This window comes from Actinokineospora spheciospongiae, assembly GCF_003182415.1.
Lineage (GTDB): Bacteria > Actinomycetota > Actinomycetes > Mycobacteriales > Pseudonocardiaceae > Actinokineospora > Actinokineospora spheciospongiae.
Window position 1 is genome coordinate 132,865 of sequence record NZ_QHCP01000011.1, and the last position, 22,059, is coordinate 154,923.

Genomic DNA, 22,059 nt, shown 5'->3' on the forward strand with positions numbered 1-22,059 from the left:
CGTCCCGCCGTTTGGTCGCCAACCGCGCCCGCCATCTGGCGGCAGGCCCGAACGGCCATCTGGTCGCCAGCCGAAGCCACCACCCGCCCCCCTGTTGGATCTGCCGTCGACCTGCCGGTCGGTTCCACCGTGGACTCGCCGGTCGAGTCCGCCGTCGACTCGCCGTTCGAGTCTGCCGCGGGGTGCTCGGTGGTCAACCCTGCCACGGGGTGACCTCGGCGACGACGACGGTGACGTTGTCGCGGGCACCCGCGGCGCAGGCGGATTCGACGAGCATCCGGGCGACGTCCGCCGGCGGGGAGGGGCGGAGGGAGTCGAGCAGGGTGACGACGGCCTCCATGCCCAGGGCGTCGAAGAGACCGTCGCTGCTGAGCAGGTAGCGGGTGCCCGGCGCGGCGGGGTGGGACCACAGCTCCGGTTCGACGGTGGGCCCCATGCCGACGGCGCGCATGAGGGCGGAGCGGTTGGGGTGGCGGGCACCCTCCTCCGGGGTGATGTGGCCGCCCGCCACCAGCTCCTCGGCGAGGGTGTGCGCGCGACCCAGGCGGGTGACCCGGTCGGTCTGCACGAGGGTGAAGCTGTCGCCGACGTGGGCGCCGCGCACCTCCCACCCAGCCGGTCCGGGCACCAGGGCGGCGATGTCGACGGTGGTGGCCATGCCCGCGGTGGCCGGGTCGGCCTCGGCGTGCGCGACGACGGCCGAGTTGGCCCGTTCGGCCAGCAGGGCCGGGTCAGTGTCCGGTCCGGCCTCGACCACGGCCCGCACGGCGACGGCCGAGGCGACCTCGCCCGCCGGGGCTCCGCCGACGCCGTCGGCGACGACCAGGAGGCGGGGATCGGCGTGCGCGGAGTCCTGGTTGGTTTCCCGCCCACCCAGCGCGGTGAAGGCGGCCGCCATGAAACGCATCTGCATGGGTCCACCGTGCCGGCGCGGCGGTGTGCCCGACAGGGGGAGGGCTCTCCCCGAGACCGTTTGCCCATCCGACCCGACCCCCTTGATCAACCGGCTTGATCAACCGGACGAGGTCCGCCGTGCCGAACCTCGCCTCGAAGCGCTGAACGCCTCGTACAACCAAGCTATCGGCGCACAGTGCGCCGCGCAACGCACGAAAGGGTGAATGCGCCGCGCACTGTTCGGCTATACCGTGGAGGCATGCCGTCAGACACGACCCGCCGCAAGCGCCAGCTCGGGCGCTTCATGGAGTCGATCCGCAAGCGCCACGAGCCCGCCATGCTCCCGGAGGCCCTGGCCGACGCGGTGGAGACCTCCCGGGCGACCATCTCCCGGATGGAGAACGGGTTGCAGGTGCCGAACAAGCACCTGTTCATCGCGATCCTGGGCGCCCTCGGAGCCAACACGGAGGAGCGCTTCGAGGCCCTGCTGCTGTGGACGCACGCCAAGCAGAGCACCGTGCGCATCGAGCACGCCACCGACTTCCCACCGGAGTACGTGGCGTTCCGCCGCGACGAGACGCAGGCGCTGGCCGAACTGACGATCGACTACACCACCCTGCCCGGCCTGCTCCAGACCGCCGACTACGCCAGGGCGGTCGCCGAGGCCTCCCGGCTGCTCGGCGGGCACGACAGCGCGTGGAGTGAGCGCGCGGGCGAGGAACGCGCGGCTCGGCAACGGCTCCTGCTCAGGGAAGACCCGCTCCGACTGCACGCGCTCGTCAGCGAAGCCGCGCTGCACCTCCGGGTGGGCGGCCCGGAGGTGATGGCGGAGCAGTTCGAGCACCTGCTGGCGATGGTGGAACTGGAGAACGTGACCTTCCAGGTCGTCCCGTTCCGCGCGGGCGCGTTCGGCCCGATGAACGGTCCACTGGTCATCCTGGAGTTCGACAACGACGCGGAGAGCCCGTACTCGGTCTACCTGGAGTACCCGACGGGCGGCAAGACCGTGGAGCGCGAGCCGGACGTCTCGTCGTTCACCACCCTGTTCGGCGCTGTGCGCGAACTCGCCGTCTCGGAAGAAGAAACGGTCCGCCTCGTGCGCGCCGAACTCGAGAAGACCGGGAGCTGACGGTGGACGAGCGCGGGAACGGCCTCGGTGACGGGAACGCCCGGGCGGAATCGCGGACCACGCTCGGGGAGACCGGTGTCGGAACTCTGAGAGCCCGACGACCGGCCGCCTCCGCTTCGGCAGGACCGCGGTCGCCGCGCGCCCGGTGGGCGCCGAGGGCCCACCCGCTGGGCGGGCTCCCGGACACGGCGCCCGGGAGCCCGTCCGGCTCAGCGGACCATGCTGCGCAACTGCCGGGCCGCCACCGACAGGGTGGCGAGGTCGAGCCTGCCCGACGCCCGGATCTCCTCCAGGGCCACCCGGGACCGGGCCAGCCGCGAGGCGTTGGCCTGTTCCCACACGGTGATCTTCTCCGCCGCGGGCACCCCCGGGTCGGCTTGGGCGAGCACGTCCAGCGTGATCGCCCGCAGCGACCCGTACAGGTCGTCGCGCAGTGCCAACCGGGCCAGCGCGTGCCAGCGGTTCCCGCGCTCCAGCGCGCTGATCGATGTCAGCAGCACGTCGAAGTCGAGGTGGTCCGACAGCGCGTAGTACAACTCCGCCGTCTCCAGCCCACTGCGCTCCGCGTCCACCCCACCGTCCTGTTCGGACAGCTCGGCGGCTTCCGTCACGTCCAGCAGGGCGTAGGCGTCGAGCAGCGTCGCCACCCGGCGGGCCAGGTCGGCGGGGACACCGGCGGCGACCATGCGCTGGGCATCGGCCTCGGCTTCCACGCGCGCCTGGCCCCGCAGCAGCCCCGGGACCTCGGCGAGCAGCGACTGCACGGACTCGCGGAAGCGGGTGATCTCCGCCCCCACCGCCAGTGGCTGCGGGCGGTTCGACAGCAGCCACCGGGCCGCGCGGTCGAGCACCCGGCGGGTCTCCAGCACCATGCCGTCGGCGACGTCGGTCGGGACCACGTTGTCCAGCGCGTCGATCTCGCGCCAGATGGCCGGGAGGTCGAAGATCCTGGTCACCGCCGCGAATGCGCGCACCACGTCGGTGGCGCTGGCGTTGAGCTCCTCGGCCAGGCGGAACGCGTAGGTCACGCCCGCGCCGTCGACGACCTCGTTGACCAGCAGCGTCGTGATGATCTGCCGGTGCAGCGGGTGCGCTCCGATGGCCGGGCCGAACCGCTCGCGCAGCTGCGACGGGAAGTAGTCCGGCAGCCTGCGGGCGAACACGTCCTGCTCGGGCAGGTCCGAGGTGAGCACCTGCTCCTTGAGCGCCAGCTTCACGTGCGCCATCAGGGTGGCCAGCTCGGGCGAGGTCAGCCCCTCCCCAGCCTTGTCCATGGCCCGGAACCGCTCGCGGGTCGGCAGCGCCTCCAGGCGGCGGTCGAGGCCCGTGTCGCGCTCCAGGGCGTCCACCAGCCGCGCGTGCACCGGCACCATCGCGGCGGCGTGCGCCCGGCCCGCGCCGAGCACGGCGTTCTGCCGGTAGTTGTCGGCGAGGACGAGCTGGCCGACCTCGTCGGTCATCTCGGCGAGCAACGCATCGCGCTGCTCGCGGCCCAGGGCGCCGTCGCGGACCAGGTGGTCGAGCAGGATCTTGATGTTGACCTCGTGGTCGGAGCAATCCACCCCCGCGGAGTTGTCCAGCGCGTCGGTGTTGATCTTCCCGCCGCGGGCGGCGAACTCGATCCGGCCGCGCTGGGTCAGGCCCAGGTTGCCGCCCTCGCCGACCACCTTGACCCGCAGCGCGGCCCCATCGACGCGCAGCGCGTCGTTGGCCTTGTCGCCCACGTCGGTGTGCGACTCCGTGCTGGCCTTGACGTAGGTGCCGATGCCGCCGTTCCACAGCAGGTCGACCTCGGCCAGCAGCACGGCCTTCATCAGTTCCTGCGGCGAGAGCTTGCCGACGTCCTCGGGCAGGCCCAGCGCCCTGGCCGCCCGCGGGCTGACCGGGATCGACTTGAGCGACCGCGGCCAGACACCGCCGCCCTCGCTGATCAGCGCCCGGTCGTAGTCGTCCCAGGACGACCGCGGCAGCTCGAACAAGCGCTTGCGCTCGGCGAAGGCCTCGGCCGTGCTCGGCTCGGGGTCGATGAAGATGTGCCGGTGGTCGAAGGCCGCGACCAGGCGGATGTGCTCCGAGAGCAGCATCCCGTTGCCGAAGACGTCACCGGACATGTCGCCCACGCCGACCACGGTGAACGGCTCGCTCTGGGTGTTGATCCCCAGCTCGCGGAAGTGGCGCTTGACCGCCTCCCACGCGCCCTTGGCGGTGATGCCCATGGCCTTGTGGTCGTAGCCGACGGAACCGCCGCTGGCGAACGCGTCGCCCAGCCAGAAGCCGTAGGACGCCGCGACCTCGTTGGCGATGTCGGAGAAGGTCGCGGTGCCCTTGTCGGCGGCGACCACCAGGTAGGTGTCGTCGCTGTCGTAGCGGACCACGTCCGGCGCCGGGATCGTCTCGCCCTGGTGCAGGTTGTCGGTCAGGTCGAGCAGGCCGGAGATGAACATCCGGTAGCAGGCGATGCCCTCGGCCATGAAGGACTCGCGGTCCAGGCTCGGGTCACCGGTGGGGGTGATCGGGCGCTTGACGACGAACCCGCCCTTCGCGCCGACCGGCACGATGACCGCGTTCTTCACCGCCTGCGCCTTGACCAGGCCGAGCACCTCCGTACGGAAGTCCTCCCGGCGGTCCGACCAGCGCAGTCCGCCGCGCGCGACCGCGCCGAAGCGCAGGTGCACGCCCTCGACGCGGGGCGAGCAGACGAAGATCTCGAACCGCGGCCGCGGTTCCGGCAGCTCCGGGATCGCCCGCGGCTCGAGCTTGACCGCCAGGTACGGGCGGGGATCGCCGTTCTCGTCGCGCACGTGGTAGTTGGTGCGCAGGGTCGCCCGGATGACCGTGAGCAGGCTGCGCAGGATGCGGTCCTCGTCGAGGCTGGTGACCTCGTCGATCATCGCGGTGATCTCGGTGGCCTGGGTGGCGGCGCTGCCGAGGCGGGACTGCTCGGACAGCGCCGGGTCGAACGAGGTCTCGAACAGCCGCACCAGCGCGGTCGCCACGTTGGTGTGGGCGAGGACGGCGTCGGCGATGTAGGTCTGGCTGTGCGGGGTGCCCGCCTGGCGCAGGTAGCGCGAGTAGGCGCGCAGCACCGAGGCCTGCCGCCAGGTCAGACCGGCGCGCAGCACCAGGGCGTTGAACTTGTCGGCCTCGGCGTCACCGCGCCACATGGCGGCGAAGGCGTTCTGGAAGTCGTCCTTGAGCTGGTCGATGTCCTCTTCGCCGCGCGCCTCGAGCACCACCGGGTCGATGCGCAGGCCGAAGTCGTAGATCCACCACGGGCTTCCGCCGTCGTTGCGCAGCTCGTACGGGCGTTCGTCGACGACGGTGACCCCCATGCGCTGCAACATGGGCAGCACGTGGGAGAGGGTGACGCCCTTGCCGGAGAGGTAGAGCTTGAACCGCCGCTCCCCCGGCTCCGGGTTCTCCGGGACGTAGAAGGACATCCGCAGGTCGGTGTCGGACTTGAGGTCCTGCAGCTCGCGGAGGTCGGCGAGGGCGACAGCGGCGCTGAAGTCCTCCTTGTAGGCCTCCGGGAAGATCGCGGCGTAGCGCTGGCCCTGTTCGGTGGCCGATTCGGCGCCGACCGCCCCGCCGCTGTCGACCCGGCTGCGCTGCTCACCGAGCAGCGCCTCGACCATGAGGTCGTCCCAGCCGCGGACGGCCTCGGTCAGCCGCTCCTGGATGCGGGTGACGTCGGGTTCCACCGCGCGACCGGGGTCGGTGTGGACGATGAAGTACACCTGCGCCAGCGGGGTCTCGCCGACGCGGGTGCTGAACTCCAGGTTCGTGCCTGCCAACTCGTCGAGCAGGACCTCCTGCATGGCGATGCGCGAGGTGGTCGTGTAGCGGTCGCGCGGCAGGAACACCAGGCAGGAGAAGAACCGGTTGTAGGCGTCGCGGCGCAGGAACAGGCGCAGCCTGCGGCGGTCGGCCAGCGCGATGACACCGGTGGCGGTGGCGTAGAGGGCGTCGGTGCTGGTGGAGAACAGCTCGGCGCGCGGCCAGTTCTGGATGACCTCCAGCATGCGCTGCCCGGAGTAGGACTCCATCGGGAAGCCCGCCTGGTGGATCACGTTGCGCACCCGGCGCGCCACCACGGGGATGTCGAGGACGTCCTCGTGCAGGGCGGTCGTGGTGAACACACCGAGGAAGCGGTGCTCGCCGGTGACCTCGCCCCGCTCGTTGAAGATCTTGACGCCGACGTAGTACGGGTAGGTCGACCGGTGCACTGTGGACGGTGCGCTGGCCTCGGTGAGCACCAGCAGCTTCGGCGCCAGCGCGTGCGCCACGGCGTCCGGGCCCGCGGTGAGGCTGCGCGCGGCGAGGCTGTCCTGGCGGAGCACGCCGAGACCGCTGGCCAGCACGGCGCGCAGGGCGGGCTCCCCCTCGCCGTCGGGGTGCACCAGGTCGTTGCGGCGGTAGCCGAGGAAGGTGAAGTGGCCGTCGGCCAACCAGCGCAGCAGCGCGGCGCCGTCGGCGATCTCCTCGCTGTCCTCCAGCGGCGGCGGGGTGTTCTCCAGCTCGTCGGCCAGCGCCCGGGCGGTCCCGGCCATCCGGTCGGTGTCCTCGACGACCTCGCGGACGTCGTTGAGCACGGTCAGCAGGCCGTTCTCGATCTCCCGCGCCCGGCCGCCGTCGGTCACCAGGTCGATGACCTCGATGTACATCCAACTCTCGGCGAAGGCGTCGTCCGGCGGCTGGATCGGGTCGGCGGTGGGCAGCACCTCGCGCAGCGCCCCCGCCACATCGCGGCGGACCACGACGATCGGGTGCACGACCCGCTGCACCTGCACACCGCAGCGCACCAGTTCCGCGGACACGGACTCGACGAGGTAGGGCATGTCGTCGGTCACCAACTGCACGACGGTGCCGTTCGAGGTCCACCCGTCGGCACCGGAGTTGGGGTTGAGCAGCCGCACGGAGGGCCGCCCGGGAACCCGGCGCTCGGCCAGGTCCGCGTGCGATCGCACGGCACCGACGAGGTCCACCGGGTCGTCCCCGACGACCTCCTCCGGTGGGATGTAGCGGTAGTAGAGGCGGATCAGGTCGGCGATGTCGGGTGCCTGCCCTGCCGCGCGCTCGATGAGGTCGTCGCGGTTCTGCTCGGGGCTGCTGGTGGTGACCGGTCGCCCCGTCGACTCCGGGCCGTCAGCGCTGACGGCTCTGTCGAGGCGGGTCGAGTAACCAGTCGAGGTCATGGTTTTTCAGCTCCACATCGGTGGTGGCACGCCGGTGTGCCACCTACGGCTCGCGCGTGATGTTACGCCTGATGCCCCGATCTTCCGGCGAATCACCGGAGTCGCGGGGTTGTCGAGCGGGTTTCCGTTGCAGGTCGCCTGCATGCGGCGGATTTCGGTCATCCGCTGTCGAAGTCGGCCGGAGCCCACTCCGAGGAGCGGTGCCTGCCGTGATCACCACCGGCATCGGCCTTTCGGCCGGTACCGGCGTCGGTGTCGGCGCTCCGGCCGACTCCACGGCCGGTGTCGCGCTCGGGTCGGGCGGGTTCGGCCGGGGTCGGGTCGGTGTGCTCGGGATCGGCGGCCCGGGCGTCATCCGCCCAGGCGGACCTGTTGCGGTCACCCTCGGGCCGGGTGGCCTGGAAGGCGACCATCGCCTCGGCGAGGAGGTCGGCGAGGCCGCTGGAGGCGGTGCGCTCGCGCCTGCCGCCCCGGCGGGGCGGCAGGTCCGGGGGGCGGACCTCGGGGCCGTGCAGGGGCCCGAGGGAATCGGCGGGGGTGGCCTCGGCGGGACGCGGGAAACCGCGAAGCCGGGCGGAGAAGTCGATGGCACGGCGGTCAGCGAGGCTGGCGACGTTGTCGGGGATCGCCGGGGACTCCGGATCGGCCTGCGGTTCGAGGGCGGCCGGGGATTCGAGAGTGGGCTGTGCACCTGCCGTCGAACCGGCCGAGGAGCCCGCCACGGCGTCAACGCCGGGGTCGCGCTCGGCTTCGGTGCCCGGAGCAGCCTGGGAGGTGGTCGCGCGATTGGTTCCAGTGGTGGCGTGCGCGGCGGAGAGTGGGTCCAAGCCGGGAACGACCGGGGAGGCGGACGCACGATTGGAGTCAGGCACGTTCCGGGAGGTGGACGCGGCATCGGAGCCGAGAGGAGTCGGGGCAGCCGGTGTGGAATCCGAGCCGGAGGTTGCCCGGAAGGCCGGTGCGGCATCCGATCCAGGGATGGTCCGGAAACCTGACTCGACGCCCGAACCGGAGGTGGTCTGGAAACCTAACCCGGCGCCCGGTTCGAGGCTGGGCCGGAAACCTGACCCGGTGTCCGATTCGGGGCTGGGCCGGAAACCTGTTCCAGCGCCCGAACCGGAGTTGGACTGAGAAGTTGGCCCGATGTCCGAACCGGAGTCGGACCCAGCAGTTGATCCGGTGTCCGATCCGGGGGTGTTGCGGGAGGTGGCATCCGGGTCCGCGCCGGGGTCGGTGCGGGGGTCGCCGATGGGTTCGTCGTGGCCCGGGGGCGGTTCGACCTCGGGTGCGGCGGGACGCGGGTCCGGGGAGGGGATCTCGTCAGGTTCGGGCGGGCTGGGGATGGTGGCCTCGGGCGGGGCGGCGGGTGCTTCGTCCTGTGCCCGGCGACGGCTGCGGCGGGCGGGGATCACGCCGAAGCGGTTGAGTACCAAACGGGCGGCGCTGGGCTCGTCGGATTGGGCAGCGCTGGACTGGGCAGCGCTGGATCTGTCCGGTGCGGTGGCGGAGATGCCTGCCTCGGTGTCCGGGGTTGGGGAGTCCCCGTGCTTGGTGAGGGCGTCGGCGCCTGCTGGTGGGGGGATGGCTGCTTCGGCGGCACCGGTGTCGATGTCGGCGGCACTCGCGTGGCGGGTGCCGCCGAAGCGAACCTCCCCGACGGGGAAGTCACGCAGCAACGACTGGACGTCAACCGGCCCCATCGGTGTGGTGTGCGGCGCAGGAGCCGCTGACTCAGCGGGAGACTGCGTGGCCACCGAGCCTGCCGGGATGCCGTCTGGTGGAGGAACAGCCAACTCAGCGGGGGATTCCGGAGCGATGGGGCCTGTCGGAGTGGTGCCCGACGCAGGGTTGATCGGCGTGGGAGGGAGATAAGCAGTGGTGGGACCTGTCGGAGTGGTACCCGATGCGGGGGTGGTCGATCCGGCAGGGGACCGCACGTTGGCGGGGCCTGCGGAGGTGCCGTCGGCGGCAAGAAGGTCGGGGTTCGCCGCGAACTCGGCGGCGGGGGTGGTGGTGCCTGCGGCGAACTCAGTGGCGGCGGGGGTAGTGGGGCCCGCGAACTCAGTGGCGGCGGGGGTGGTGAGGCCCGTGGCGAACTCGGTGGCGGCGGTGCCCGCGGCGGACTCGGTGGCGGTGGGGGTGGTGGGGCTCGCGACGGACTCGGTGGTGTGGGTGTCGGGTTCGGGAGCACCCGCGCGGCGGGTGCCGCCGAGGCGGACCTCTCCGCTGTCGAACTTGCGGAGCACGGACTGGACGTCGAGGGGACCGCCGACCGCCGGATCGCTGTTCGGGCTGGCGACGGCGTCCTGGCCGCGGCGGCGGACGCCCGCGGTGTCGGCGCGGCGGGTCTGGGGATCGACCTTGCCGCTGACCTGCTGCACCCGGCGGCGGAGTTCGGCGGTGTCGAACCGGCGCAGGGCGGAGCGGGCGTCGACGGTCTCCCCGGAGGCGGCTTGGGCGCGACGTCGGAGGCGGTCGGTGTCGTTGGTACCACCGTCGGTGCCGGTGCGGTCGGCGGCGCGGCGGGCGCCCCCACCGCTCTCCGCGCGGCGGCGGAGTCCACCGGTGTCGGCCCGGGAACCACGCCCCGCGACCCGCCGGATCTCGGCAGTGTCGAAACGGCGGAGGATGGCCTGCGCGTCCGTGCCATCGGCGGCACCGGCCTCGTGCCGGGCCCCGACAGCGTCGGCAGCGGCACCATCGCGCGCCGCGGCACCGTGCTGGGCGGCACCGCCAGCGTGCTCGGCACCGGCGCCGGGCTGGGCGATACCCGCCCCGTGTCGAGCGCCGCCGGCATCAGCGCCAGCAGCGCCGTACTGGGCGGCAACACCCTGCTGGGCGATACCCGCCTCGTGCCGGGCGCCTGCGGGGTCGGGTGGGGTGGGGTCGGCGCCGTGGCGTGGGGTGGTGCTGGTTTCGTGGCGGTCGGTGGTGGGTCGGTGGTGGGTCGTGGCGGCGTTGTGGCGGGAGGGAGTTGGGTTGGGGGTGGGGATTTCCGGTGGGAGGGCAGTCGGGTCCTCGCCGCCGAAGGGGAGGTCTTCGGCTCGGCGCCTGCCGCCGCTGGGGGGGTTGCCGGTGAGGCCGGAGCGCGACAGCACGGCGGCGACGTCGGAGCCGATGCTAGGGGCGGCCAGATCGGCGGGTGAGGGCCTGCGGATCTCCTGGCTCGCCCGGCGGGAGGCTCGTCTGCCGAGTGTGCCGGGGGGCGGGATGCGGTGCACGGACCAATCGGGCGGGTGTCCCTGCACCGCAAAGGGATCGGCGGTGTGACCGCCAGTGGCGCCGCTCCCATGGGTTGCCTCGCCTCGACCGGACCGCTCGGCCTCGGCAGGCCCGGTCGAAGCAGAACCTGGGGCAGCAAGACCTGGTGCGCTGGGAGTCGGCGCAGTGGGCTCTGGCGCAGGCGAACCGGCACCGGACCACGATGCGGCGAAGTCTCCGGGCTCGGCGCCGCCCGGCCGAACGGTGGTCGAACCCGATGGCGAATCACCTACACCGGACCACGACGCGGGTGGAACTGCGGACTCGGTGGCGCCCGGTCGAGCAGCGGTCGGACCGGATGTCGAATCCTCGACACCGGACCACAGGGCGGGCGGGGCCTCGGGCTCGGTGGCGCTGGATCGGGCGGTGGTGGAGGCGGGCGCGGGTCCGGTGGTGCTGGACCACGAGACTGCGGAGTCACCGAAGTCTGTGGTGGTGGGTTGCGCGGCAACGGACCCCGGGGGCGGGCCGGTGGCGGGGTCGAGGTTGTCTGGTCCGAAGTGGACGTTTTCGGCGGGGGTGGGGGTGCCGGGCGCGGTGGTGCGGGCATTGCCGGGGGTGGGCTTGGGGCGGCGGAGGGCGTCGGCGCGGCGGGGGGTGGTCGTGGGGGTGGTGGTCAGGGCGGTGAGGGCGTCGCGGGCGGCGAGGAGGAGGTCTTCGATGCCGTCGCGCGGGCCTTCGGGGGTGCCGGGGCGGGTGGCGACGCCGGTGGTGATGCCGATGCCGTGGTTGGGGTGGCCGGGCAGCCAGTCGCCGTCGGTGGTGGCGCGGATGGTGGCGGCCAGGCGTTCGGCTTTGTCCTGGGGGGTGTTGGGGAGGAGGACGGCGAACTCGCCCTGGTCGGAGCGGATGAACTCGGCGTCGTCGGGGGCGAGGGCCCGGACATGGCCCGCCAGGGCGTTCAGCAGGGCCTCACCGCCGATCGGCAGGGCGTCCTCGGGTGGGTCGACCGGGTCGACGAAACCCCGGGGGGCGACGCGGACCAGGGTGGCGGAGTAGTCGCTCTCGTCCGGAGGCGGGGGTGACGAGTCGGTGGCGGGCCGATTCGCCGCAGCGGCCGGGTGGGCAGCGGCGGACGGCGGCGCGGGCGGCGAGGTGGACGGCGAACCCGGCGCGGTGATCAGCAGATCCGGTGCACCCGACTGTGATTCCGACACCGTCGACCGGGAATCCGGCGCGGCTGGGTGTGGAACCGGTGCTGGGAAGGCCGGTCCGGGTGCGATGGGGTGCGAAACCGGGGCCGAGGAGGCGGTTCCGGGCGCGATCGGGTGCGAAACCGGCGCGACCGGATATGCGTCCGACGTGGCTGGATGCGGCCCCTGCACGACTGAGTGGAAATCCGGTGCGGCTGGGTGTGGAGCCGCTGTGGCCGAAGGCGTGGCGGTGGCCGGGGGCTGTGCGGATGGTCGCGGTTTCGCGGTGGCGGTGGAGCGGTGTGCCCGGTTCGGGTGGGGGTCCGGGGCGGTGCCGGGCAGGTCCGAGGCGGGAGGGGACGCTGTCCTCGTGTCCGGCGGGGTGTGGCTCGGCGGGCGGACCACCGCGTCGTGGAGGAGGGAGGTGGCGCGGGTGGGGTCGGGGGTGGCGGTGCCGACCTCGGTGGCGAGGAGGGTGCGGGCGGATTCGGCCGTGGTGAGGTGACGGTACTCCGCGGCGCGGGCGGAGCGCAGGGCGTGCAGGGCCTCCGTGGGGTGGGCGGCCTCCTCCTCGGCGTTGGCGAGGAGGGTCCAGGCGTCGCCGAGCAGGGAGTCGAGGTGGTGGCGTTCGGCGGTGCGGACGACCTCGAACAGCAGGGCTCGGCCGGTTCTGGCGCGGCCCGCGGGGAGGTGGACGCGGGTGGCCAGGGCGAGGCGGAGCCTGCCCAGGGCCGGGGCGGAGGTGGCGCGGAGCGGCTCGGCCAGGGCGGGTGCGGCAGCGTCCACCGCCTCGTCCGCGCCGCCGTCGTCGAGGAGGGCGCAGACCAGTTCCAGGGTGAGCCTGGCGCGGGCGCGGCCGCCCTCGATCTGCTTGTCCACCATGCGGTTCAGCAGGGAGAGGCCGTCGCGGGCGGACTCGGCCGCCGCCTCGGTGTCGCCGTGGCGGCGGTGGTAGGCCGCTGCCTCGGCGGCCAGTAAGGCGCGGTCCAGGCGGCGGCCGTCCTGGCTGAGCCCGTCGTCGGCGGCCAGCAGCCGGTCGGCCTCGGCGAGCACGTCCTCGAGGTCGTCGCGGCCGCCGACGTGGGTGGTGCAGGCGACCAGCTCGCCGAGCGCCAGGGCTCGGGTCGCCTGGCGCACCGACGTCGCGGCGAGCACGGGCCGGAGCAGTTCGGCGCCCACCAGCGGGTCGCCGAGGGCCCTGGCCGCGGCGGCCAGGGCGGTGCGCACCGCGGCGGCCCGTTCGACCAGGCCGCCGCCGGTGAGCGCGCGCAGCGCCGCCAGGCCCGGTTCGACCGCCTCGGCCGGGCGGCCGAGGTGGACGAACGCGGTGCCCAGCAGGGCCTGCGCCCGGGTGCGGGTGGCGGCGTCGGCGGACCCGGCGAGCGCGCGCGCCGCGAACTGGACCGCCAGTTCGGGTGCGCTCCACCGCAGGCGGTCGGCCACGTCCACGAGTGCCGCGCACTCGGCCGCGCCGACCGTCGCGGTCAACTCGTTCCAGGCCGCCACGTCGCCGGTCCCCACCTAGTCGCGGGTCAGCTTGCGGTAGGTGACCCGATGCGGTCGGGCCGCGTCGGCACCCATCCGCTCGATCTTGTTCTTCTCGTAGCCCTCGAAGTTGCCCTCGAACCAGAACCACTTCGACGGGTTCTCCTCCGTGCCCTCCCACGCCAGGATGTGGGTGCAGGTCCGGTCGAGGAACCACCGGTCGTGGGAGATGACCACCGCGCAGCCGGGGAACTGCTCCAGCGCGTTCTCCAGCGAACCCAGGGTCTCCACGTCGAGGTCGTTCGTGGGCTCGTCGAGCAGGATCAGGTTCCCGCCCTGCTTGAGGGTCAGCGCCAGGTTCAGCCGGTTGCGCTCGCCACCGGAGAGCACGCCCGCGGGTTTCTGCTGGTCCGGGCCCTTGAAGCCGAACGCGCTGACGTAGGCGCGGGAGGGCATCTCGACGAGGCCGACCTTGATGTAGTCGAGGCCGCCGGAGACGGTCTCGAACACGGTCTTCTTCGGGTCGATGTTCGCCCGGTTCTGGTCGACGTAGGACAGCAGGACCGTCTCGCCGACCTTCACCGTGCCGTCGTCCGGCTTCTCCAGGCCGACGATCGTCTTGAACAGGGTGGTCTTGCCGACGCCGTTGGGGCCGATGACGCCGATGATGCCGTTGCGCGGCAGGTCGAAGGACAGGCCGTCGATCAGCACGCGGCCGTCGAAGCCCTTCTTCAGCTTCTCGACATCGACCACGATGCTGCCCAGGCGGGGGCCCGGGGGGATCTGGATCTCCTCGAAATCGAGCTTCCTCGTCTTCTCGGCCTCCGCCGCCATCTCCTCGTAGCGCTCCAGGCGGGAGCGGGACTTGGTCTGGCGCGCCTTGGCGTTCGAGCGGACCCAGGCCAGCTCGTCCTTGAGGCGCTTCTGCAGCTTCTGGTCCTTCTTGCCCTGGACCGCGAGCCGCTCGGCCTTCTTCTCCAGGTAGGTGGAGTAGTTGCCCTCGTAGGGGTAGGTGCGGCCGCGGTCGATCTCGAGAATCCACTCGGCCAGGTTGTCGAGGAAGTACCGGTCGTGGGTGACCGCCAGGACGGCGCCCTGGTACTGGGAGAGGTGCTGTTCGAGCCAGAGCACGCTCTCGGCGTCGAGGTGGTTGGTGGGCTCGTCGAGCAGCAGCAGGTCGGGCTTGGAGAGCAGCAGCTTGCACAGCGCGACTCGGCGGCGCTCACCACCGGAGAGGTGGGTGACCTCGGCGTCCGGCGGGGGGCAGCGCAGGGCGTCCATGGCCTGCTCCAACTGCGAGTCGAGGTCCCACGCGTCGGCGTGGTCCAACTCCTCCTGCAGCGAGCCCATCTCCTCCATGAGTTCGTCGGAGTAGTCGGTGGCCATCAGCTCGGCGATCTCGTTGTACCGGTCGAGCTTGGCCTTGACCTCGCCGACCGCCTCCTGGACGTTGCCCAGGACCGTCTTCTCCTCGTTCAGCGGGGGCTCCTGCTGCAGGATGCCGACGGTGTAGCCGGGCGAGAGGAACGCCTCGCCGTTGTTGGGCTGGTCCAGTCCCGCCATGATCTTCAGCACGCTGGACTTGCCCGCGCCGTTGGGGCCCACCACCCCGATCTTCGCGCCCGGGAGGAACTGGATGGTGACGTCATCAAGGATGACCTTATCCCCGTGCGCCTTGCGCACCTTCTTCATGGTGTAGATGAACTCGGCCATGGCAGCGATCGTAGAGTGGTCGGCCGGGCGGCTCGACCGCGACCGGGGGGATTTCCCGGCCGCGGCCGAATGCGAACTTCCCTCAGTGGTCGCGCAGTGCCTTGACCAGTTCGTCCTTGGCCATCGACGAGCGGCCGTCGATCCCGATCTCGGCCGCGCGGTGGCGCAGGTCGTCGACGGTCCAGTCCTCGTACGAACCGGATTTGCCGCCCTTCGCCGACACCGAGCCCTTGCCTCGGGCGGCGGAGGCGTTGGCGATCCTGGCCGCCTTCTCCTTGGACTCGCCCTTGTCGCGGAGTGCCTCGTAGGTCTTCTCGTCCTTGATGCTGGGATTCGGCACCGGTCTCCTCCGTTCATCGGGTGCCGTTGGGGTGCCCGGCTCGCCATCAGCACAAACACCCCCCTCAGGCGGCGAGGGGCAGCGGCACGTCGGGTCGGACGGCGAAGCGCAGGTTGCGCCCCACGGCCGTCGCCCGGACCTCCAGTGCGACGCGCTGGACGCCCTCGTACTCGAACTCGCGGCAGCGCAGCCTGCCGTGGACGAGCACCGGGTCGCCGCGCTTGAGGTCCGCGGCCACGTTCTCGCCGAAGCGGTCCCAGCACTGCACGTCGACGAAGATGCTGTGCCCGTCGACCCAGTCCTTGGTCTCCGGGTCGTAGCGGCGTTCCTGGCTCACCATGCGGAAGCGGGTCACCTGCGAGTCGCCCTCGAAGCGCCGCTGGGTGATCTCCCCCGCCACCCAGCCGGTCATGGTCACCATCGTCTCGTTCACCTTCGGCCTCCGTTCCGGTCGTGTGGGACCAACGGTGCCGGGCGGGCGAGGGGGAATCCAGGCCGGTTCCGGACCTGTGGATGGTTCAGGGGGTTGTGGACAACTACTGACGCTTGTCCGCCATTTGGCGGAGCATGGCGTTGTAGGCGTCGAGTTCGTCGGAGTCGCCGTCGTCGACCCGGCGGTCGGACCGGCGCGCTTCCCGGTCGTCGGACCGGGACCACTGCACGAGGAGGGCGATGAGGACCAACAGCAGCGGGATCTCCCCGGAGGCCCAAGCGATGCCGCCGCCGAGCCGCTGGTCGGCGGCGAGGTCGGTGTTCCAGGGGAGGCCGAGTGACTGGTAGAAGCGCTGGCCCACCACGGTCTGCGTGCTCATCAGGATCACGCCGAAGAAGGCGTGGAAGGGCATGGAGGCGAAGACCAGGCCCAGCCTGCCCAGGTGCGGGAGCCTGCGCGGGGCCGGGTCGACGCCGATGACCGGCCAGTAGAAGACGTAGCCGACGACGAGGAAGTGGGCGTTCATGACCAGGTGCGCCCAGTGCTCCTCCACAGCCGAGTCGAACAGACCGGAGAGGTAGAGGCCGTAGAAGGAACCCACGAACAGCACCAGGGCCACGACGGGGTTGGTCAGCAGGCGCGACACCGGGGAGTGCACGGCGGCGAGCAGCCACTCCCGGGGGCCGGGCGGGTTGTCCCGGCCCGCGGGCGGCAGCGCGCGCATCGCCAGGGTGACCGGCGCGCCCAGCACGAGCAGCACCGGTGCCAGCATGGAGAGCATCATGTGCGTCTCCATGTGCACGCTGAACATGGCCGGGGAGTAGCGCCCGAAGCCCGAGGACGTGGCGAACAGGATGACGAAGCAGCCTGCCAGCCAGGCCACCAGCCTGCCCGCGGGCCAGGTGATGCCGCGCTTGCGCAGCCGCAGGAAGCCGCGCAGGTAGAGGGCGGCCATGACCAGCGCGGCGGTGCCGAAGACCAGGTCGAAGCGCCAGTCGAAGACGAGCCGCAGCGCGGTCGGGGGCTCGTCCAGCGGGTAGCCGAGTTGGAGTTCGGTGCGACCGGGCTGCACGGAGGCGCCCTCGGGGGGCGGGGTCCGGGCGAGGGCAGCGGCGACCCCGATGGTCACCAGCATGACCAGCACCTCGACCCCGGCGAGGCGGACCAGCGCGCCCCGGCTCCCGTGCTCGACGACGGCCCGGACGCCGCGCTCGCGCTGGAAGTACCCGAACACGCCGAGAGCGAGGAGGAGGACCAGCTTGGCCAGCACCAGCAGCCCGTAGCCGGAGGTGAGCAGATCACCCAGCGGCAACCGGACCAGGGCGTTGACCACCCCGGACAGCGCCATTACGACCCAGCAGACCAGGGCGACCCTGGAGAACCGGGAGGCGGCGAGCCCCAGGTGCTCGGCGCGGCGGCGGCCGTGCGCGAGCAGGGCGATCAGCCCGCCCACCCAGACCGCGGCCGCGACCAGGTGGAACAGCAGGCTGTTGGTGGCGACGTCGTGCTGGCCGCCGCTGGAGGAGTGCCCGGTGACCGCGACCGGCGCGATCCCGACGACGGCGATGGCGAACAGGACGGCGGTCCACCCCCAGCTCAGCGCGATCCGGGTGCCGACCAGCACGACCAGGGCGAACCCGGCGGTGAACAGCCAGGCCTTGGCCTGCTCCAGGGTGCCGACCAGGTTGAGCAGCACGTCGGAGCGCAGCACGTCGAACACGCTGGTCCCGACGGCGTCGGCGGCGGTCAGCGGGGTCGACAGCAGCGCGCCCAGGAACCACACGGCCGCGCCCCAGCCCGCCATCCGCAACGCCCCGTAACCCCCGACGTCCAGCGTCCCGGACTTCTGCGGCGGCACGAGGAAGGCGGCGAACAGCAGCCCGCCGACGGTGACCACGGACCCGGTCTCGGTGATCACCCGGACGATCGTGAGCGCGTACTCGGTGAACGGGTCCGGCTTCGGCAGCCCCGGCAACTCGGTGGTGGTCCCACCGGTCAGCGTGAGCAGCACCACGGCGATGACCGCCGCGAGCAACCCCCCGACGAGGAGCAGCGCCAGCACGCTCCCGGTGCCACGCACCGGAGCGGGCGCCTCACGTCCAGTCACACCGTCGACAGCCACGATCCGAGCCTAATCGCCATGTCACGACCCACCGGAGGCACGGCCACCGGACGACAACGCCGATTGCTGCAACCGCGCCGCACCAGCCCCGCGATCGGCTGCTCGCGGCGTACGCCGAACGCCGGCGCCCCACCCGATGCGGCCGAACCCGAAACGCGAGGACCGTCTCCGGCGATCACACAGGGGGAACGGACTACTGTGCTCCCTCGGCAGTCCGCCCCCCGCGCCCCTGTAGCTCAGCGGATAGAGCAGGAGCCTTCTAAGCTCTTGGCCGCAGGTTCGAGTCCTGCCAGGGGCACTCGTGCGCGGCTCAGGGGGAGATTCACCCGATCAGGTAGTGATCTCCCCCTCGCCACGCCCCCGGTCCGCGCATCCGCCCGAGCCGCGGAGCGCTTCCCGACCGCTGTGCGCGGGCGACCTCCAGCTTGGTCGAGGTCGAGGCGGCGCTGAGTGGTCGTGGGCACCGAGCGGTGTGTCGGCGACGGCCGCGAGGACCCGCCGTCCGCTGTGGTCGGTGGGGTGGCGCCCGGTCAGCGCTGCTCGTCTTCACCCGGTCGGGGGGACCGAGGCCGGTTCCGGGTGGGCGGTACGGTTCGGGCACCGCCGACCACCGAGGACGAGGAGGGTCCGTGCGCCCCGACGTCGACCCCGACCTGGGCACGCTGTACCTGGTGCCGACCCCGATCGGTGACCCGGACGACATCACCGCTCGGGCGGTGGCCGTGCTCACCTCGGTCGCGGCGGTGGCCTGCGAGGACACCCGCAACACGCTGAGCCTGATCCGGCCGCTGGGGGTCACCGCCCGGCTGCTGAGCTACCACGAGCACAACGAGGAGTCCCGCGGCAGGCAGCTGCTGGAGATGCTGCTCGCCGGTGACGACGTGGCGGTGGTGTCCGACGCGGGGACGCCGCTGGTCAACGACCCCGGGTACCGGCTGGTGGCCGCCGCGATCGACGCGGGGGTGCGGGTGCGGCCGCTGCCGGGGGCGAGCGCGCCGGTGACCGCGCTGATCGGGTCCGGGCTGCCGGTGCACCGGTTCCAGTACGTCGGGTTCCTGCCGCGCAAGGCCGCCGCCCGCCGGGCCGCGCTGGCCGACCTGGCCGACACCGCGGCGACGCTGATCTTCTTCGAGGCCCCGCACCGGATGCTGGAGACCCTCCGCGATATGGCGGACACCCTGGGTGACCGCCAGGTCGCGGCGGCGCGGAACCTGACCAAGGCCGACGAGGAGTTCCTGCGCGGTCCCCTGTCCGGGGTCGTCGCCGCGCTGGCGGCGGAGGACCCCGTCCGCGGGCAGTTCACCGTGGTCCTGGCGGGCAGGGACGAGGGCGACGACGACAGTGCGAAGGAACTGGCGGGCAAGCTGGCCACGGCCATGATCGGCCACGGCGCCACCTCCCGCTTCGCCAGCGACGTCATCCGCGAGGTCACCGGCCTGCCGCGGAACTGGGTCTACGACCGGGTGCAGTCCGTTGAGCGCACCCGGGGCTGAGCTGCTGCGGCTGCGGTGCCGCGGCCACGCGGAGATCCGGGCGACGCACGACCGGACCCTGGAGTTCGCCGTCGACACCGACATCACCGGCCGGGCGACGTGCGTGCTGGGGGTGGCGGCGACCGTCGTCGGGCCGGTGCCGCCCGCCGTCGCCGGGCCGGTGCGGATCACCGTCAGCGCGGGCGGGCACCGGGTCACCGTGCGGGCGCTGGCGAACTCGGCCTGGCGCCCCGGCGACTCGGCGGTGGTCCGCCGCAGCGGCGCCCGCCTGCCCACCACCCTGGCCACCGACGCGGACCTGACCGCCCGCGACCTGCCCCGCGACCTGGCCCTGGCCCTGACGGACCCGGGGGTCGAGGTGGACGTGGTGGTCGAGCGCGACGTGGCCGAGGTGGGCCGGTTGGTCCGGTTCCGCGCGGGCGACCCGGCGCGGCTGGCCGCCGAGCGGGCGGCGGCGGACGCGGTGGTCGCGGAGGACGACGGCGCGCGGGCCCTGCTGTCCGGCCTGTCCCGGGCGGCGGACGCGGCGGAGGTTTTGCGGGACAACGGCCGCGTGCTCGCCGTGTCCACTTCGGAGGGTCCGCACCCGTTCGCCGCGGAGGTGCTGTCGTGGGCGGAGCGGCCGGTGGTGGAGGTGTTGGGGCTGCCGCCGGAGCTGGCCGTCGCGGCGGTGTCGCCGCGGTGGGCGCCGGTGTTGGTGGTGGGGGCGCCGGGCAGGCGCGAGGTGGTGCGGTCGGCGGGGGCGCACCGGGCGTCGGCGGTGGTGTTCCGGACACCGGGGGCGGGGTTGGCGCGCGTGCTCGACGACGTGGTCAAGGCGGTGGGGACGCGGACGGCGGCGGTGGTGGGCGCCGACGCGGGCTCGGAGTCGGCCGAGCGGCCGGTGTGGGGGCCGGTGGAGCGGGTGCGCGAGCTGGTGGTGCGCGGGGACGTGCTGTGCGCGCTGGACCCGGTGGCCGACGAGGTGGTCTCCGACGGCCCGGCGGTCTCCGAGGGCCTGGTCACGGCACTGCTGGCGCAGTCGGTGTCGCCGACGACGATCGTGAAGGCGCTGGCGAGCCAGCCGGGCTGGTCGCGCAAGCAGGCCTACGACCTGGTGCTGCGCCTCAACCAGGACCGGGGTTGACCACACCAGGCAGCGCCAGAACCTCCAGCCGGTCGGGAAGAGTTGAGCCTGCGGGTCCACGAGATGGCAAGGGCGGCCATCTCAGCGGCGCTGGCCACGCAAGCAGGCCCACGACCCGGTACTGCACCTCGACCAAGACCGGGGTTGACAACACCAGGAAGCGCCAGAACCTCCAGCCGGTCGGGAAGAGTTGAGCCTGCGGGTCCACGAGATGGCAAGGGCGGCCATCTCAGCGGCGCTGATCGCGCAAGCAGGCCCACGACTTGGTGCTGCGCCTCAAGCGAAACCGAGGTTGACCACACCAGGCAGCGCCAGGACCTCCAGCCGATCGTGGGAAGAGTTGAACCTACGAGTCCACAAGGTGGCGAACGGCGATCTCAACGGCACTGGTCACACAAGCAGGCCCACGACCCGGTGCCGCGCCTCAACCAAGACCGGGATTGACCACACCGGTCAACGCCAGAGCCTCCAGCCGATCGCGGGAGGAATTGAGCCTACGGCCCACGAGGTGGCGAGGGCGGCGATCTCAGCGGCGCTGGCCACGCAAGCAGGCCCACGACCTGGTGCCGCGCCTCAAGCAGGACCGGGATTGACCACACCGGTCAACGCCAGGACCTCCAGCCGGTCGCGGGAGGAGTTGAGCCTGCGGGTCCACGAGGTGGCGAGGGCGGCGATCTCGGCGGCGTCGAGGTAGGCGGCGGTGTCCAGGCGCCAGCCCGCGGCGGCCAGGGCGGGGCCCAGGTCCTCCACGGCCGACTCCGGGGTGGGCTCGGGGTGTTCCCCCACCTCCGGCACCGGTGGCTGCCAGGCGTGCAGGTTGAGGGTGACCAGGAACTCCGCGCCGGGCTCGCAGGCCGCGGCGAGGCCGCGCAGCATCGTCGGGTCGGAGCCGAGGACCCCGCGCAGCAGGCTGCCCCAGGGCATGAGGACGTGCAGCTCGGTGAAGCCGGTCAGGCCCTCGGGCAGGTGCTCGGCAGCGGACCAGACGTAGAGCAGGTTCGGCAGGCCGCCGCGGGCCGGTTTGGCCGCGGCCCTGGTGGCGGCCTTGCGCATGTTGTCCTTGGCCGCGTCCAGGCCGACGACGAGGGTGTCGGGGCGTTCCCTGGCCAGGTGCTGGGGGTGCTTGCCGTCGCCGGTGCCGACGTCGAGGACGGCCCGGGGGTACCGGGCGCGGTGGGCGGCGAAGCCCGCCGCGTCCAGGTCGACCACCTGTTTTCCGGTGACGCGGCGCATGGCGCAGAGGATAGTGCCGCCACGGACCCCGGCGCCCCGGTGGGCGCCGGGGTCCGTCGTCACCGGGCCGTGCGGCGGCGGCGGGTTTCCCCGGCCCGGTGACCGAGCCGCCTGCCGGGCAGGGCGGGCAGCGGCGGAGGCGGCGATCCCACCGGCGCCTGCGGGCCGGTGGGGGGAACAGCTCGGATCGGCGTCGGGGTGCGGTGGTGCGGCCCTCGGGCCGATCGGTGGACAGGAGAGCGGGCGCGGTGGTGCGGCCCCCGGGTCGATCGGTGGACAGGAGAGCGGGCGCGGTGGTGCGGTCCCCGGGTCGATCGGTGGTCGGGAGAGCGGGTGCGGTGGTGGCGGGTCGGGGGCGGGCAGTCGCGCGGTTCGCGATCGTCGACGGGTTCGGGGCGATCGACCGCGTGTGGTGGCGGTTCATCTGCGGTCCTCCGAGGATCGAGCGGATCGGCCCCTGCTCCACCAACGGCTACCAGCGGGGACGGCGGGCGACCACTGG

At 72.7% G+C, this 22,059-nt stretch carries 11 protein-coding genes and 1 tRNA gene; 4 read left to right on the top strand and 8 right to left on the bottom strand.

All coding sequences use genetic code 11. The features are described from left to right. Positions 1-193: 193 nt before the first annotated feature. Complete coding sequence (locus DFQ13_RS25675) at positions 194-913, bottom strand: PP2C family protein-serine/threonine phosphatase (RefSeq protein WP_110081648.1); 720 nt, start codon at positions 911-913, stop codon at positions 194-196. A gap of 240 nt (positions 914-1,153) precedes the next feature. On the opposite strand from DFQ13_RS25675, the gene DFQ13_RS25680 reads away from it, so the two are divergent. Further along, a complete protein-coding gene (locus tag DFQ13_RS25680) occupies positions 1,154-2,023 on the top strand; it encodes a helix-turn-helix domain-containing protein (protein ID WP_110081649.1) in 870 nt (289 codons plus the stop codon). Between the two features lie 209 nt (positions 2,024-2,232). Here the strand turns inward: DFQ13_RS25680 and DFQ13_RS25685 are convergent, their stop codons facing one another. From DFQ13_RS25685 to DFQ13_RS25710, 6 genes are all read right to left on the bottom strand, one after another. Continuing rightward, the gene (locus DFQ13_RS25685; RefSeq protein ID WP_110081650.1) at positions 2,233-7,218 is read right to left on the bottom strand and encodes an NAD-glutamate dehydrogenase; all 4,986 of its coding nucleotides are present in this window, start codon (positions 7,216-7,218) and stop codon (positions 2,233-2,235) included. 158 nt (positions 7,219-7,376) lie between these two features. Then, on the bottom strand, positions 7,377-13,118 hold the full coding sequence (locus DFQ13_RS34115) for a hypothetical protein (RefSeq protein WP_181400151.1): 5,742 nt from the start codon (positions 13,116-13,118) through the stop codon (positions 7,377-7,379). A 15-nt stretch (positions 13,119-13,133) separates the two neighbouring features. Next, positions 13,134-14,810: an energy-dependent translational throttle protein EttA gene (gene ettA, locus DFQ13_RS25695; RefSeq protein WP_110081652.1), complete on the bottom strand. Its 1,677-nt coding sequence runs from the start codon at positions 14,808-14,810 to the stop codon at positions 13,134-13,136. Positions 14,811-14,892: 82 nt separating this feature from the next. Next, positions 14,893-15,150: a DUF7218 family protein gene (locus DFQ13_RS25700; RefSeq protein WP_110081653.1), complete on the bottom strand. Its 258-nt coding sequence runs from the start codon at positions 15,148-15,150 to the stop codon at positions 14,893-14,895. A 64-nt stretch (positions 15,151-15,214) separates the two neighbouring features. Further along, positions 15,215-15,583, bottom strand: coding sequence for a single-stranded DNA-binding protein (locus tag DFQ13_RS25705; protein ID WP_110081654.1), 369 nt, complete (start codon positions 15,581-15,583; stop codon positions 15,215-15,217). Positions 15,584-15,686: 103 nt separating this feature from the next. Then, the gene (locus DFQ13_RS25710) at positions 15,687-17,690 is read right to left on the bottom strand and encodes a cytochrome c oxidase assembly protein (protein ID WP_407643211.1); all 2,004 of its coding nucleotides are present in this window, start codon (positions 17,688-17,690) and stop codon (positions 15,687-15,689) included. A gap of 240 nt (positions 17,691-17,930) precedes the next feature. Here DFQ13_RS25710 and DFQ13_RS25715 point away from each other — a divergent pair. From DFQ13_RS25715 to DFQ13_RS25725, 3 genes are all read left to right on the top strand, one after another. Then, positions 17,931-18,003: transfer RNA gene (locus DFQ13_RS25715), tRNA-Arg, on the top strand. Between the two features lie 331 nt (positions 18,004-18,334). Beyond that, the gene (gene rsmI / locus DFQ13_RS25720) at positions 18,335-19,198 is read left to right on the top strand and encodes a 16S rRNA (cytidine(1402)-2'-O)-methyltransferase (RefSeq protein ID WP_035286889.1); all 864 of its coding nucleotides are present in this window, start codon (positions 18,335-18,337) and stop codon (positions 19,196-19,198) included. After that, a complete protein-coding gene (locus DFQ13_RS25725; protein ID WP_110081657.1) occupies positions 19,179-20,324 on the top strand; it encodes a DUF371 domain-containing protein in 1,146 nt (381 codons plus the stop codon). Before rsmI ends, DFQ13_RS25725 begins: the two co-directional genes overlap by 20 nt. A gap of 573 nt (positions 20,325-20,897) precedes the next feature. Here the strand turns inward: DFQ13_RS25725 and kamB are convergent. Then, positions 20,898-21,557: a 16S rRNA (adenine(1408)-N(1))-methyltransferase KamB gene (gene kamB / locus DFQ13_RS25730; RefSeq protein WP_110081658.1), complete on the bottom strand. Its 660-nt coding sequence runs from the start codon at positions 21,555-21,557 to the stop codon at positions 20,898-20,900. Between the last annotated feature and the right edge of the window lie 502 nt (positions 21,558-22,059).